This is a genomic window from Aquimarina hainanensis (genome assembly GCF_042684685.1).
GTDB classification, from domain to species: domain Bacteria; phylum Bacteroidota; class Bacteroidia; order Flavobacteriales; family Flavobacteriaceae; genus Aquimarina; species Aquimarina hainanensis.
Genome location: NZ_JBHULX010000003.1, coordinates 1 through 14524, shown reverse-complemented (window position 1 = coordinate 14524; position 14524 = coordinate 1). Strand labels below are relative to the sequence as shown.

Below are 14524 nucleotides of genomic sequence, written 5' to 3'. Positions count from 1 at the left end.
AACAACACCTATGATCGCTAAACTGTACAAATGGCATAAAAAATTAGGGCTTTGGGTTCTAATTCCTATGATTCTATGGACCATCAGTGGAGTATTGCACCCAATAATGGGGTGGATTAAGCCTGATATTGCGAATAGACGAGTTCATACCATTCCTATCACAAAAGAAACAGATAGTAGCCTGATCAGTACCATTCTTACAAAAAACCAACTGCCGGAAATCAAAAATATACGGATGGTCTCAATGCTGAATAAACAGTATTATCAAGTTGAAAAACCAGATAATACATTGGCATATATAGAAACACAAACGCATATTCCTCTGACACATGGAGATCAACAATATGCAAAAGTATTAGCACGTCATTTTTCTGGAGAACAAGAACTACCGATTTCAGAAATTACACTACTTCATAATTTCACTAATACCTATCGGGAAATTAACCGATTATTACCGGTCTACAAAGTACGCTTTGAAAATGGCAAAGATGTATATGTTCACACACCATCCAGCAGATTAGGAACCATTAATGATCGTACCAGAATAATAATGCTCTATGCATTTAATATGATGCACAACTGGGATTTTATCTGGTTTAGCAAAGCTGTTAAGCTGACACTTATTATTGTTTTGGCACTACTCAGTTTACTTACTGCTCTTTCCGGGGTTATTTTTTATACTGCCTTCTGGAAAAAATACAAACGTACTATTGCTACTTCCAGGCAGAGTAAATTCAGGAAATATCATAGAATTACGGGAATGACCATTTCGATTTTTATGATGCTTTTTGCTTTTAGTGGATTATATCATGCATTTGTAAAATTTGATATGGTTTCCGGTCCTGCCAAACGATACTCTAAAGTATATGACTCAAAAACACTGCAATTCTCTCTTACAGATATTGTCGAAAAAAATTCACATACTCCTGTAAACTTTCGCTTGACTTCTTTTGACCAGCAAAATTTTATTCAGGTTTTTTCTGCTAAGAAAAAAGTGGCATACCTACACCTAAACACCAGATCTATTGAAAAAGATGGGAATGCAAAACACGCATTTTTTTTAGCTGATTATTTCTCTGGACTGAAAGACGCAAAAAAGAACACTCCTCAAAAAATAGCACGTTTCTCTGGAGAATACGGTTTTATAAACAAGCGGCTTCCTGTATGGAAAATTGCGTATAAAACAGTTCAAAAAGACACCTATTATGTAGAAACAACCACAGATAGACTTGCTTCAAAAGTGGATGCTCCAGCTAGAAGAGAAGGGTTTAGCTTTGCTTTTCTGCATAAATATCATTATCTAGACTTTCTGGGAAAAGATACCAGAAACGGTATTATGATCGTTATTACCCTAATGGTAGCTATTGTTTCTATTCTTGGATTATCCATTTATTATCAAAAAAATGAAAAAAAGAAAACTCGTAAGAAATACGCGTAAGTGGCATCGTTACCTGGGACTATTGCTCGGGGTTCAATTCTTTTTATGGACCATAGGAGGGCTGTATTTTAGTTGGACAAATATTGACGAAATAAGAGGAGATAATCTAAAAAAAGAAAAAACTCCTATTACAATCCCCAAAGGTATTATAGCTCCATATTCGCAGCTATATAACCACATACCAAATCATACCCCTGTACTAGATGTCCGGCTAAAAAAAGTATTGGATACTCTATACTATGAAGTAACATATACACAAGGTCATCAGAAGCAGTATCTTTTATTCAATGCGATAACAGGAAAGAAAGCAAAAAAAATGTCTGAAAACAAAGCAGCATTAATCGCCAAAGAAAAGTTATCAATCGCTTCAGAAATCACTAATATAGAACGCATTACTACAACCAACAAGCATCACGAATACAGGGGACGCCCGCTTCCTGCTTACGCTATTCGTTTTGATAAACCGGCAAATACCACAATTTATGTATCCGAACCGCGTTTTCAAGTCGAAACTTTTAGGAATAATCAATGGAGAATATTTGATTTTCTATGGATGCTACACACCATGGATTATCAAGAAAGAAACAATATGAATAACTGGGTTTTGAGGATATTTTCTATTTTTGGGCTGTTCACTATTATGAGCGGTTTTCTATTATATATATTAACTTCTAAAACATTAAATAAAAAAAAATAACCCCACAAAGCAAGAACATATGCTACTATCCTTTTTTTTAATTGCTATTATACTCTGTATAATAGGTATTGCATGGCAAGAACGAAAAATGAATAAAATTGCCAAACAATACAAACGAGAGAATACTCAAGAAAAAAATACCAAAAACATTAATTTAAATTCACCTTATTAACTATTGCACCATGAAAAAAATATCAGGAATCATCTGTATATGTCTTACGACTTTGTTTTTCATCTCTTGTAATAAAGAAACGCAAAGCAAAGAAGAAAAAGAGTTTGATGCTTTAATGAAGCAAGTTATAGACATCCATGATGAAGTAATGCCCAGAATGGGAGAAATCAGTTCCTTAATTAAGGAATTAAAACCAAAAATTGATACTACCGCTCAAGGCAAAGTATATGAAAAATCTCAATTAGAGTTAAAAAAATCATATGATCATATGATGAGATGGATGAGTGATTTTGGTAGAAAATTCTCCTCTGGTCATGGGCATGATCACGGAGATGGGCATGATGAAGCAACACATGAAGAAGAAAAATTTGATTACGTAGCTAAACTAGCACTATTAAAAAAAGAAAAAGTTGCTGTCGGCGAGCTTCGTGATGAAATTAATAGCAGTATAGAAAATGCCAAAAAACTACTCGGAAAATAGCATATCATTTTTCTGAAAAAAAAATTAAAAAGCATGATTATACAAACAGTTAATCATGCTTTTTATATAAGATCATACCATGATCTCGTTATTTTTATTAATCAAAATATTTTACTTTAGCATATAGAAACCCATTTAACCGTTAAAAGTCGTAGAAATATAACTTTTATAAAAAAGGGTATGTATTAAAAACCGATAATGTAACCGATGAAAAAAATTATTGTATTCTTCTCCATTTCTATCTTAGGGCTTTCCTCCATAACTGCTCAGAAAAAGAAAGATTTACTTGCCGAAATAGATAAATTAAGACAAGAAATAAACACTGTAAAAAGTGAATTACACGAGTCCCGAAAAAAAGAAAAAGTAGGTTTATCTAAGGTACAATCCTTAGAAAATCAGGTGAATGACCTAAGAGAAACCAATGCTTCTTTACTGGCTAACATGGGAAATTTCACGGAGCTCTCTAAAAAGAAAGCTCAAAACTTAGAAAAATCTTTGGAAACGATTAAAGAAAAAGATTTGCAATTAAATACCGTTAATAAAGCTATCAGTAGTAGTGATTCTACCAGACTTGCTGTATTAACACTGTTTAAAAACAACCTGAAAGGAGCTGCTGCCAATGAAGCTTCCATTGGTGTAAAAAAAGGAACAATTTATATCACCTTAGCCAATAGTTTTTTATTTGGTAATGATGATAATACCACAGTAACCGATAAAGCCAAAGTTACGTTAGAGAGTATTGCTAATACGATTAATAGTACTCCTGACCTTTCTATTTATGTAGAAGGAAACAGCAATGCGATAGAGTTTAAAAATAAGACTATCAAAGACAACTGGGATTTGAGTAGCTTACAAGCTGCCGAGGTTATCAGAACACTTCAGAATAAATACAAAGTAGATCCTAAACGAATTGACCTCATCGCTAAAAGTGAATATGGTTCTGAAAGTATAGAAACCTCTACACGGATTGCCATCAACCCTAAATTTGATCACTTTTACAATACTATCAAAGAAAGCATGAAATAAACTACCTGTTAAAGTTTTTTTAAAGGGAGTATACTTTCCTACACAAAAAAATACTGATTTATTTTTGTAAAGCGCCTGATTTTATTCATCAGGCGCTTTTTTTTACACAACTAATTATCAGAAACATACAATAAAAAACCGTTTTTTATATACGGAAATACCTTTTTATTTTCTCTCTTATAGGGGTGCTCTCTATTTCCTGCGACTTGTTTACAAAGGCCTTTAAAAATTGCATACTTTTTTGAATTTCAAAACAAGAAGACGAAAAAGTATCAATAATAAAAACAATTCAATACCTAATGATTAAAGGAGGAAAACATGATCTCGTATAAAAAACAACTATGCGGCTACTGCAAAACCCGGTTGATACTACCTATCTTTTTATTTCTGGTAGCTGGTATTATCCAAAAAGGGTATTCATTTCAGGAAAATAATGAAAAATATACCATCAGCGGATATGTAAAAGAAAGTGGAAGCGGCGAACTGTTACCAGGAGTATCTATATACATCACTGCTCTAAAAAAAGGAGTTGTCACCAATGATTTTGGCTTCTATTCATTAACGCTTCCTTCGGGAACGTATGATGTTAACTACTCATATATTGGTTTCAAAACAGTTACAACAACCATCTCATTAACCCAAAATATCCAAAAAGACATTGACTTAACTATAGAAAGTAACCTATTAGATGAAGTCATTATTGACTCGAGAAAAAATGAACGGATTTCATCCAAAGTACAAATGAGTACTTTATCGCTACCAGTTGAACAAATTCAGGATATCCCTGCCTTACTGGGAGAAAAAGATGTGTTGAAAGTATTTCAGTTAATGCCAGGAGTCAGTGCCGGATCAGAAGGAAGTTCGGGGCTTTATGTACGAGGGGGTGGTCCTGATCAAAATTTATTTATTCTGGATGATGCAACTGTATACAATGCGAATCACTTATTTGGTTTTTTATCTGTATTTAACGGAGATGCTATTAAATCCGTAGAAATGTATAAAGGAGGATTTCCTGCCAGATACGGAGGTCGATTATCATCTGTACTAGATATACGAATGCTGGATGGAAATAAAAATGAACTTCACGGTAAATTTGGTATTGGATTACTTTCGTCCAATATTACACTTCAAGGACCAATCAAAAAAGGAAAAACTTCATTTCTTTTTTCAGGAAGAAGAACCTATTTAGATCTGTTTACCAGATTAGCGAGTACTTCTAAGAGCAAGGTTTCTCCTTATTTCTATGACTTAAATGCAAAAATAAATCATGAATTCGACAGTAAAAACAAACTCTATATAAGTAGTTATATGGGACGTGATATTTTCAAATTAAAAGAAAATTATGACAATGAAAAATACAAAACCCGGCTAGGGTGGGGAAATCAAACAGCAACGATTCGATGGAACCATCAATTTAATGATAAATTGTTTTCGAATACATCATTAATTTACAGTAATTTCAAATTCTTCCTGGATGTTGAAGAGGAATATTCCAATCAGCAGTATGATGCCAAATTCCACTCCGGAATTACAGACCTTGGTGTAAAACTAGATTTTGATTATTTCCCTTCATTAAACCATCATTTGCGATTTGGTGCACAAGCATTGCATCATAACTTTACACCACATACCAGCGTTATTAAGGAAAAGGGATTCCCTGATAACCGATCCAAAACTGAATTTCGTTCTATAGAATCCGCTGTTTATGTAGAAGATGAATGGAAAATCTCTGAACGTTTTAAAACGAATCTCGGAATACGTGTGAGTAGTTTTAATTACAAATCTCTAAACTATATCAACCCGGAATCTAGAGTATCCCTCGCTTATAAATTAAATGATGTATCTGCTGTAAAAGCTTCTTATTCTTCTATGAATCAATACATTCATTTATTGAGCAATTCAGGAATTGGTCTACCAACTGATCTTTGGGTGTCTTCGACCGATCGGGTAAAACCACAAAGCTCTCATCAGGTTGCACTGGGATACTCCAGAGACTTTATCGATGAAAACTTTACCTTATCACTGGAGGGGTATTACAAAAAATCCAACAATGTTATAGGGTATAAAGAAGGAACTGATTTTATATTTGATGCACGAGAGGATAGCGAAAAAACTTGGGAGGATAATGTCGTATCAGGAGAGGCAGAAGCCTATGGGTTAGAGTTCCTATTACAGAGAAAGTTTGGTAAATTTACAGGATGGATTGGCTATACTCTCGCCTGGTCAGATCGGCAATTTGATGAACTCAACCAGGGAAAACGCTTTTTTGCCCGATACGATCGTAGGCATGATGTTTCTTTGGTTGGAATTTATAAACCCAGTAAAAAAATTACATTATCCGGTTCATGGATTTATGCTTCAGGTAGTAATTATACCTTACCAAACGGTGAGATTAAAACGCCTATCAATGATAGACACGATCTCAGTCAAAGCAACATTTTTAACAATAGAGGAATTTCTAAAAACTACGAAGAGCGCAATAACTTTAGAGGAGAAAGCACCCATCGACTTGATCTTTCGATTCAATTTCATAAAAAGAAAAAAAGAGGAACCAGAACATGGGATTTTAGCATCTACAATGCTTATTTCAGAAAAAACCCATTCACTTATATATTTAAAAGAAAAAATGGTGTCAGAGAGCTCAATCGAATTTCGATTCTCCCAATTATTCCATCAATCACTTACAAGTATGAGTTTTAATCAACAACACTATCCTTATAAAACAAACGAATTATGAAAACATATATTCACAGCCTGATAGGAACTTTATTGCTATCATTATTGATGAGCAGCTGCGGAGAAGATACTTTTGTTACTCCGGTTGATATCGGATCTTTTTTATCTACTGATAATGAAATTGTGATTACTAGCTTTATCGCCCCTCAAAATGATTTGATAGAGGTGGAGATTTCTAAAACATTTCCCTTATCTGTAGTCTTAAACAATCCTAAAATCCCAGAAGAAGATTTTTTGATTAAAGATGCATCTGTAACCTTAAAAAATTCAAAAAATGAAGACATAACGGTTCCATACAATCCTACAAGCAAAAAATATGTAGTCGCATCCAAAGACTTCCCTATTCTGGCAGGAGAAACTTATACGATAGAAGTAACTGCTTTGGCTAAAACAGCCACGGCCAGTACAACAATACCTGGTAATGCAAGTACAGAGCTTGAAAAACCTATCATCAAAAAAGAAGAAGCCAGATTCGGTAGTAGCACCTATCTCAGTGCTGAAATTAGCTGGAAAGATATTGCTTCTGAAGAAAATTTTTATCATGTGATCGCTATAGCAAATGAAGATGTTGAAGATATTGACAATTCTTTCGAAATAAACCTGACTCAATTCGATTTTAATCACCACCTCTTTTACGAAGAAGATGATTTTGGGATAGAAGATGACACGAGGGAGTATATCAGCGATGCAGGACGGGATGGTGCTTTCTTAAAAGCAAAAGGAATAACCGGAAATACCCGAGAAGTAAAAAAGGTAACGGTAAAAATTCTCACGGTAGATAAAAATTATTTTGAGTACCACCAGGCGATAAAAAAACAAGAATTTTTCGAAGATGAAATCTTTGTAGAACCAATTACTATTCCTTCTAATGTCAATGGAGGAAAAGGAGTTTTCTCATCATATCAAATTACAGAAGAGGTGTTTACTTTCTAAATACTACCTAAACCATATCTTTATTAATGCAAAAAGCTCCTGATTCTATCAGGAGCTTTTCTATTAGAGCAATATTATCTAATTAATTGAGGTTTATTTTACTCTTTAACCCATTTGTATACTTTCTTTTTTCCGCTTTCATATACTTCTAATAAGTAAATTCCAGATGGTAATGCACTTGTATTAAAAGATACTGTCTCGTTTGTAGGGTGATTGTCTCTCTTAAAAACGCAAATTCCACCAACATTATAAACGGCTAAGTCTACATATTTACTCTTTACTTTTACAAATTCTATACTAGCTAGTTCACTATATTTTGGAGGAATCACGCGGATATCCTGCCCGGATAATGGTTCTATAGATTCAGTAACGATACCTGATTTAGCTAAAGTAGTAGCTGGAATACAAAACCTCTTTGTATCTACACTTGCAAAGTTTCCTCCTTCTATCAGTACAGTTCCTTTATTTGATAATTTGTAATAACCATTACCGTAGCTACAGCAAATCCCATCCCCATACGTATCTTTGATTTCAAAATTGTAACAAGCATCTTTTAACTCAAATGTTTTTTTAATCAGTTGTCCCCTTCTTCCATAGTTACCTCCTTTATACAATACAGTTCCTTGTGCATCTTTAACCTCCCAGGAAGTTTCTCTCGGATAATTATCCAATTTTAGTTCAAAATTAACTGTAGTCATTCCCCCTCCTCCACTGGTTGTTGCTTTTGCTGTATTGGAATACGTCGACTGGTTCGTGTTGTTAAACGCTTTTACCCTATAATAGTAAGTCGTTCCTGCTTGTAAACCTGTATCTGTATATGAACTGGCATTAGCTCTTACGCTTTTTATTTCTGTAAAGTTGGTTCCATTCGTACTACGTTCTATTTTGAATCCAGTTTCGTCTGTACTATTGTCTTTCCATTGCAACCGTATTTCGCTGTTAGAAGTACTTCTGGCAGTTAAGTTTGATGGGGCATTGATTCCCGGGCTACCATCAGAAATCTTTTTAATTGCTGCTTTTAGATTTGGTATCGGTCCGATATGACCACCACTTCCCTGAGCAATTCCTGTGGAAATTAATAATTCTCGCATCTCTCTGGGAGCAATATTCTTTCCTAATTTTTCTTTTGCATATGATTGAATACAAGCTACTGCACTGGTTACAACCGGTGTCGCTGAACTGGTTCCATTAAACCTCGCAGTATATTCTTTTCTATAATCATTATCATAGGTTACATCTCCATATCCTGTGGTAAAAACATTGTGTCCCCACCCCTGAACATTTACTCGTTGTCCATATGTGCTAAAATTTAGTTTGGAATGAGTAGTATTAGAGCTTCCTGCTCCTACTATAATACTTCCATTATCTCCTCTGTTTCTATAGGAACTATAAGAAGAGCTATCCAGGTTTGCATTTCCATTTCCAGCAGCAGCTACTACTAAAATTCCAGCATCTGTTGCTGATTTTACGGCATCCCATACAGATTGATTAACATCTGCAGGAGCTAGTTTTCCATCGGGTCCCCCGGTTTGCATTTCTAATACAATAATATCTCCTGCCTGAGAGTTTTGAGCTGCTTTTAAGATCGCAGTAGCTCGTCCTTGTATTTCACTAATTACTCTTCCGGTTGCTTTTGGAGCTGTTCCTTTAATTCCCACTCCGTTATCTTCATCTCCTACCAGAATACCCATCACTGCAATTCCATGATCTTTGTAATTGTCTGTATAATGCGATGTAACATATGACATCCCCTGATTTACAAACTCTTCATGATCTAATTTCCCCCAGCTGTATTCAATATCTGTAATTTTTACTCCTTGCCCCATGGCACCAACTGACCAGGCATAATCAACATCTATTCCTGGATTTGCTTTTCTATATCCTTGCCGGGCAGTTAAATCCGGGGTTGGAGCAAATGAGAAAAAACCAGGAGGTGGAGGAGATTTAACTGGCTCCAATACACAGTATTCAACTTCTTCTAATTCTTCTAGCTTTTTTCCCAAAGCTAATAATGCATGCTTATCTTTTATAGAAGATTGCACTTCGCACAAGCCTGCAAAATCTAAAATATTGAATCCTTTTTCATCCGATTGGCTTCGCATTGTCGGACTCCTTAATGCTGCCTTTTGGGCTTCCGTGAATTCAATTAAAGGTCTAAAAAAAAGCCCTCTCAAATTCTTGGAGGACTTCTCGCTAAATGAGGAATTCAATAATGCTACTTCCCCCTTGTTTACAACTGGCATCAATGCTGACTTAAACTTCACCAGAAGTTTATATTCATTTACATCATCCAGTACATAAAGTTGATTTTTTAGCGGATCACTACTTTGCGCATAAAAAATGCTGGTCATACATAGACACAGCATTAAATTAATCATCTGTTTCATAGTTATATATAAGTTTGGTTAAATGATATTATGAAAGTACACAAATTAGCTAACCATCAATAATTCAGTATTTTATTTTAACATATTTTAATAAAACTCTTACATTTTTTTAATAAAAAATCACAAAAACCTTTTATAATGTAAATAGGCACCCTTTGAAATACAGCAATAAAAAAACTCTTGAAAATTTCAAGAGTTCTTTTTTCTTATCTCAATATATCGATGGTTACTTTACTTCCAGATATACTTTAGATTTATAGGCTTTAATTCTAAGTTTGAAAGCAGTTAGAGGTAAAATTGCATAGATTGCTACAAAATCTTCGTGATCACTCTTATTATTGTTATACACCACTACTCTATCATCATGCTCAGTATAATCTATACTTCTCGCTTTGTAGGCTGCTGTGTTTTTAATTGCTCTTATAATTTTTTTTGTTCTTTTCTTTAGCATGTTTTTAAGTTTTAAGGTATTTGATAATCAATGTTGGTTATTTTATCTATGGCATTTTTTGTGCCATTTTCACAAAATACTCGTATACAACACGTTAAAAAAACATCATTAAAAAACCTTATGCATTTAATCAGGTTATCGGTTCGTAGTTCTTTTTATATATCCTGTAAAATTATGAGATTATCAACTACTTTTTTTCACGGAAAGTAGCTCCATTTCCGTCTTTGCAGTCCTTTAGTAAATTATAATATTGATCAGAGAGCCTTTTTTAGATGATACAAAGATTTTTTCTTTCTATTTAGTACTAGAAAAATTCATTTATAATTAATTTTCTCTTCTATAATTTTATGTAAAATTGCTTGATTTACAACAGTTCTTTTGGGACAAAAGGGACTTTTTTATGAACTCACCTTCAATATATAACCTTTACTTTTATGTAAAAACTATCTTTCTCTCATTACTTTCTTTTACTTCCCGATCGAATTCTTTTTAACTTAAAACCATTTTCTAAAGTTCCCTTGACCTCATATTGATGTAACATATTTTCATCATCTCTCAGGTCAATAATAAACTCATACTCTTCTTCTTTATTTTCATAAGTAGCATAAATAGTTAGCTTACTATATGTATTAGAACTATACTTGCTGAAATCTATTGGAAATTCCTGATCCCATTTCAGCATTCCTTTTTTTAAATGTATTTTACTAATAATTGCCTCACAACCATAGTTTTTTAATCGTAAAGACATTTGTTTTTTAATATAATCCACTCCTTTACCATCTGTGACTAGATAAGGTTCTTTATAAATTGAGGCTGCCTCTTCTATAATCATTGTAGTTTCGAAAATATGAATCCCTTTATTTTTACTCGAAGATCCGTATTCTCGTAATATTGCTTTTTTTAGTGTATCTATTGACACCCATTCTGCTGGTAAATTAGCGGCATATGTCTCATAGTACTTCTGAACTTGATAAGAAAGTCTATCTTCATCATATTTGAGATCCGTATGCAATTTTACTAATTGTATACTATCCTTATAAATATTCTCTACTTTAGCATATAACCCATCTGTTCGGAATGACCTTTTTGTATCTCTAATTTTAAAATACACATGAGTATCAAGACTATCCAGTAGCTGAAGGCTATGATCTCTTGTCTGGTAAAATTTTTCTTTATAATATGCCTTAGTTTGATAATTTTTTATCCCTAAATTCCCAAAATAAACAGTTAGTCCTACTAACAAAATTATAGGACCTAAAAATGTATACCAGGGTGTTTTAGGTTTTTCTTTAATCTGAGATGCTATTACTGTACGAATATGTTCAGGAATTTCGTATAACTGTTGATCTTCTTTTCGTAATCTCAATACTTTCGTAGTAGGAAATAGAGGTAAAAAATGAAGGTGGAAATAGTTTTGTCTATATTCAACTCTCATTTTAGCATTTACCTCATTTTCAAGACCTAATTCCCTTAGCGAATAGCTTTTTAAGCGTACACTGCGTATTCCAAATTTAATAGTACTCACTTATTTGTTTTTTTTGATAAATTTCAATTTACACATAATTAATGTTTTAAGTATTGAAATTGTTACCAAATTAAAAACATTACAAAAGTTAAAAAAACAAAAAACCGCAAGACATCAAAATGACTTGCGGCAGTCGGGATGAGAGGATTCGAACCTCCGATCTCTGGTCCCCCAGACCAGCACTTTAACCGGACTAAGCTACATCCCGTTTTTTATTTATTTGCTCTGATTATCAGTATTTTACAGATTTTTCAATGTTCTAAAACTCGCACATGACATTTGTAAAACTGTTCATTTTAGACCGTTTTCTGTCATATTTTATTACATTTGTTTGAAAATTGTTTGAAAATTTTCTAATCTATATTTCTATGATCAAGGCTGATATTGTTATCGATACAAGAAGAGCGTCGAAAGACGGGTACCCTGTAAAGATTCAAATATATTCTGGGCGCAAATATAAATTTATTTCATTAAAAACATATCAAAAAAGTAAAAGATTAAAAATAACTCCAGGTTTGGCTCGTAGGATTTCTGAACTTGAAGACGAAGTTAATTTTTGCAACAATAACAATCTTTCTTTAGAACAATCAATAGATGTTATTAAGAATGGTGTTAAAGATAAAGACTTAGAGATTTTCTTATTAAAAAAACGAATTGCCGAACTTCAAAAGGAATCCGGAATAGGAATGATAGAGTTTATCTCAACAAGAATACGTGAATTAAAAGACCTTGGTAGATCAACTGAAGCTTATGAACGGACCAAGAAACAACTCGAATATTATTTAGGTACTGACGATGTTCTAATAAATGACATAGATTACGAATGGCTCCAAAAGTTCATAGTATACAAGACCAAACACGGAAAAGGAAAAGGCAATGTTCCATTTCTGTTATCTACAATGAGATCAACTTACAAGGAAGCACAGAGGCGTGAGTCTCTTAATATAAAACGTGATAATCCTTTTATGGGACTTATCAGTAATAAACGTTCAGCAGAAGTTACTTCATTGGTACCAGAGGAAATTAAAAAACTACTCAATTACACACCGAAGACATACACTACGAAAAAGAGTAAGTTTACCACCAAAAGGCATATTAAGTTATTTTTACTCCAATTCTTATTAGGAGGACAAGATTACGCAGACTTAGCATCTTTAAAATGGTCTCAAATCAAAAATAGAAGGATAAAGTTCAAAAGATTTAAAAATAGAAACAAACCTGACGGCGGCTCAGTTATAGACTGTTATTTATTTGATGAAGCCTTAGAGATAATTGAGGAATATGGAAACAAAGAAACAGAGCGTGTTTTTTCACACATCCCACATCCGTTAGAGAAATCATACAGACTCAAAAGACAGAACGCTCAACAATCTTTGGAACGCGTATCAGATACTTTAGGCTTTTCAGAAAAAATCAAAACAAAAACACCTCGTTATTTGTTTAGATCTTTTGCAGGTGAAATATTAATCGATACCCTCGTTGCTATGCAAATACAAGGACATAAACCACAAGGAGTAACATTTAAATATCAACGTCAATTGCCTTATTCTGTCATTGATAAGGAACATAGAAAGGTTATAGATTTAATCTTCAAATAATCCCTCATAAAAAACAATAACAATGAAGTTTTTTAAAGTCATAATAGTATTAATTCTGGTTCTATCTTGTAGCAACAACGAGACATCATTTGATAATTCTTTATTGGTAGGGAATTGGTCCAGTTTACGTAAAGGTAATTATCAGGAATATTATTTTGACGGAGAAACAATGTATCTTTATGACTTAAATACTGATAATATAGTAAAGTATAAGTACACCATTAAGGGAGATTCCATATACAGATCTTTTATTCACCCGGATCTGAAAAATTCTGAATCAAAATATTTCAGCCGTGTAGTCAAATTTGATGATGATCAACTTACTTTGAGAACAAAAGTCTTACATAGAATTAACAGTATAAACAGTCTTGAAATGTTTCTTAAAAAAGAAATAGACTCAACTACTTATTATAAATATTTATATAAAAGAGAAGCCTTGCTGAAAGATAATTGGTAAGCTAGTTTGCGGACATCATCAAAAAAAGCACCACAATAATAGTGATGCTCTTTATAGATTGACGATAATCAGTCGTCAATCCCTTTGGCGGGGCTAATATATAAACTAAGGCGGTATTTTTCGCCTTTTTCGTCTGAAAAGTCCTCTCCTTTTCTTTTTAGGTATCGTATCGGAAATAATTGTTTCCGGAGAGAAATTCAACTTCCCTCCTTTCTTCAATTTTGCATCGACATGATTATCTATTTTAATACTCTCCTTATTTGCTAGTCTAAGAATGTTTGATTGCAAAGTGTCTAAGACTACTTTTTGATGTTGATATGATCTCTGTAACTCCTCGTATTTTCCTTTTAACAGGTTAGATTCTTCTTTTGCTGAATCAAGCTTCTTATCGAATATTTTCCATCCAATGAAAAAACCTACCAGCAAAACAATAGCACTAGATATAAAGTGTCTGACCAGGGGAACCTTTAATATTGATGCTACTACTGCCATAGCAAAGGTTTTAATTTTTTAATCGCATATTTCCCCGGGCATGCCGTGGGGGAAGTTTGCCTATGATATCTAACTCCTACAATATTCAGGTAAGCGCTCAATGAATCTTGCAGACGTTTCGCAGACTGTAG

At 33.5% G+C, this 14524-nt stretch carries 12 protein-coding genes and 1 tRNA gene; 8 read left to right on the top strand and 5 right to left on the bottom strand.

What is annotated here, in order from left to right:
- Nucleotides 1-10 precede the first annotated feature (10 nt).
- From ACFSTE_RS04085 to ACFSTE_RS04060, 6 genes are all read left to right on the top strand, one after another.
- A complete protein-coding gene (locus ACFSTE_RS04085; RefSeq protein WP_378255952.1) occupies nt 11-1438 on the top strand; it encodes a PepSY domain-containing protein in 1428 nt (475 codons plus the stop codon).
- A complete protein-coding gene (locus tag ACFSTE_RS04080; RefSeq protein WP_378255954.1) occupies nt 1404-2135 on the top strand; it encodes a PepSY domain-containing protein in 732 nt (243 codons plus the stop codon). The genes ACFSTE_RS04085 and ACFSTE_RS04080 overlap by 35 nt, the downstream gene beginning before the upstream one ends.
- 182 nt (nt 2136-2317) lie before the next feature.
- Complete coding sequence (locus ACFSTE_RS04075; protein WP_176029515.1) at nt 2318-2788, top strand: hypothetical protein; 471 nt, start codon at nt 2318-2320, stop codon at nt 2786-2788.
- 207 nt (nt 2789-2995) lie between these two features.
- A complete protein-coding gene (locus ACFSTE_RS04070) occupies nt 2996-3814 on the top strand; it encodes an OmpA family protein (protein WP_176029514.1) in 819 nt (272 codons plus the stop codon).
- Nucleotides 3815-4132: 318 nt separating this feature from the next.
- Nucleotides 4133-6514 carry a TonB-dependent receptor gene (locus ACFSTE_RS04065; protein ID WP_378255958.1) on the top strand — a complete coding sequence of 794 codons (2382 nt, stop codon included), beginning with the start codon at nt 4133-4135 and terminating at the stop codon, nt 6512-6514.
- A 33-nt stretch (nt 6515-6547) separates the two neighbouring features.
- A complete protein-coding gene (locus ACFSTE_RS04060) occupies nt 6548-7483 on the top strand; it encodes a DUF4249 domain-containing protein (RefSeq protein WP_176029512.1) in 936 nt (311 codons plus the stop codon).
- Between the two features lie 98 nt (nt 7484-7581).
- Here ACFSTE_RS04060 and ACFSTE_RS04055 read toward each other — a convergent pair whose 3' ends face one another.
- From ACFSTE_RS04055 to ACFSTE_RS04040, 4 genes are all read right to left on the bottom strand, one after another.
- The gene (locus tag ACFSTE_RS04055; RefSeq protein ID WP_176029511.1) at nt 7582-9834 is read right to left on the bottom strand and encodes a S8 family serine peptidase; all 2253 of its coding nucleotides are present in this window, start codon (nt 9832-9834) and stop codon (nt 7582-7584) included.
- A gap of 262 nt (nt 9835-10096) precedes the next feature.
- Complete coding sequence (locus tag ACFSTE_RS04050) at nt 10097-10321, bottom strand: hypothetical protein (RefSeq protein ID WP_176029510.1); 225 nt, start codon at nt 10319-10321, stop codon at nt 10097-10099.
- Nucleotides 10322-10778: 457 nt separating this feature from the next.
- Nucleotides 10779-11846, bottom strand: coding sequence for a hypothetical protein (locus tag ACFSTE_RS04045; protein ID WP_378255961.1), 1068 nt, complete (start codon nt 11844-11846; stop codon nt 10779-10781).
- Nucleotides 11847-11979: 133 nt separating this feature from the next.
- A tRNA-Pro gene (locus ACFSTE_RS04040) sits at nt 11980-12054 on the bottom strand.
- A 160-nt stretch (nt 12055-12214) separates the two neighbouring features.
- Between ACFSTE_RS04040 and ACFSTE_RS04035 the strand changes: the two genes are divergently transcribed.
- Both ACFSTE_RS04035 and ACFSTE_RS04030 read left to right on the top strand, forming a co-directional pair.
- The gene (locus ACFSTE_RS04035) at nt 12215-13444 is read left to right on the top strand and encodes a phage integrase SAM-like domain-containing protein (protein WP_378255963.1); all 1230 of its coding nucleotides are present in this window, start codon (nt 12215-12217) and stop codon (nt 13442-13444) included.
- A gap of 22 nt (nt 13445-13466) precedes the next feature.
- A complete protein-coding gene (locus tag ACFSTE_RS04030; RefSeq protein WP_378297976.1) occupies nt 13467-13901 on the top strand; it encodes a hypothetical protein in 435 nt (144 codons plus the stop codon).
- 105 nt (nt 13902-14006) lie between these two features.
- On the opposite strand, the gene ACFSTE_RS04025 is transcribed toward ACFSTE_RS04030, so the two are convergent.
- Nucleotides 14007-14393: a hypothetical protein gene (locus ACFSTE_RS04025; RefSeq protein WP_378255967.1), complete on the bottom strand. Its 387-nt coding sequence runs from the start codon at nt 14391-14393 to the stop codon at nt 14007-14009.
- Between the last annotated feature and the right edge of the window lie 131 nt (nt 14394-14524).

Bases quoted from the DNA above. Each gene is read 5' to 3' on its own strand.
- ACFSTE_RS04085 (WP_378255952.1), top strand. From the start codon at position 11: ATGATCGCTAAACTGTACAAATGGCATAAAAAATTAGGGCTTTGGGTT.
- ACFSTE_RS04080 (WP_378255954.1), top strand. From the start codon at position 1,404: ATGAAAAAAAGAAAACTCGTAAGAAATACGCGTAAGTGGCATCGTTAC.
- ACFSTE_RS04075 (WP_176029515.1), top strand. From the start codon at position 2,318: ATGAAAAAAATATCAGGAATCATCTGTATATGTCTTACGACTTTGTTT.
- ACFSTE_RS04070 (WP_176029514.1), top strand. From the start codon at position 2,996: ATGAAAAAAATTATTGTATTCTTCTCCATTTCTATCTTAGGGCTTTCC.
- ACFSTE_RS04065 (WP_378255958.1), top strand. From the start codon at position 4,133: ATGATCTCGTATAAAAAACAACTATGCGGCTACTGCAAAACCCGGTTG.
- ACFSTE_RS04060 (WP_176029512.1), top strand. From the start codon at position 6,548: ATGAAAACATATATTCACAGCCTGATAGGAACTTTATTGCTATCATTA.
- ACFSTE_RS04055 (WP_176029511.1), bottom strand. From the start codon at position 9,834: ATGACCAGCATTTTTTATGCGCAAAGTAGTGATCCGCTAAAAAATCAA.
- ACFSTE_RS04050 (WP_176029510.1), bottom strand. From the start codon at position 10,321: ATGCTAAAGAAAAGAACAAAAAAAATTATAAGAGCAATTAAAAACACA.
- ACFSTE_RS04035 (WP_378255963.1), top strand. From the start codon at position 12,215: ATGATCAAGGCTGATATTGTTATCGATACAAGAAGAGCGTCGAAAGAC.
- ACFSTE_RS04030 (WP_378297976.1), top strand. From the start codon at position 13,467: ATGAAGTTTTTTAAAGTCATAATAGTATTAATTCTGGTTCTATCTTGT.
- ACFSTE_RS04025 (WP_378255967.1), bottom strand. From the start codon at position 14,393: ATGGCAGTAGTAGCATCAATATTAAAGGTTCCCCTGGTCAGACACTTT.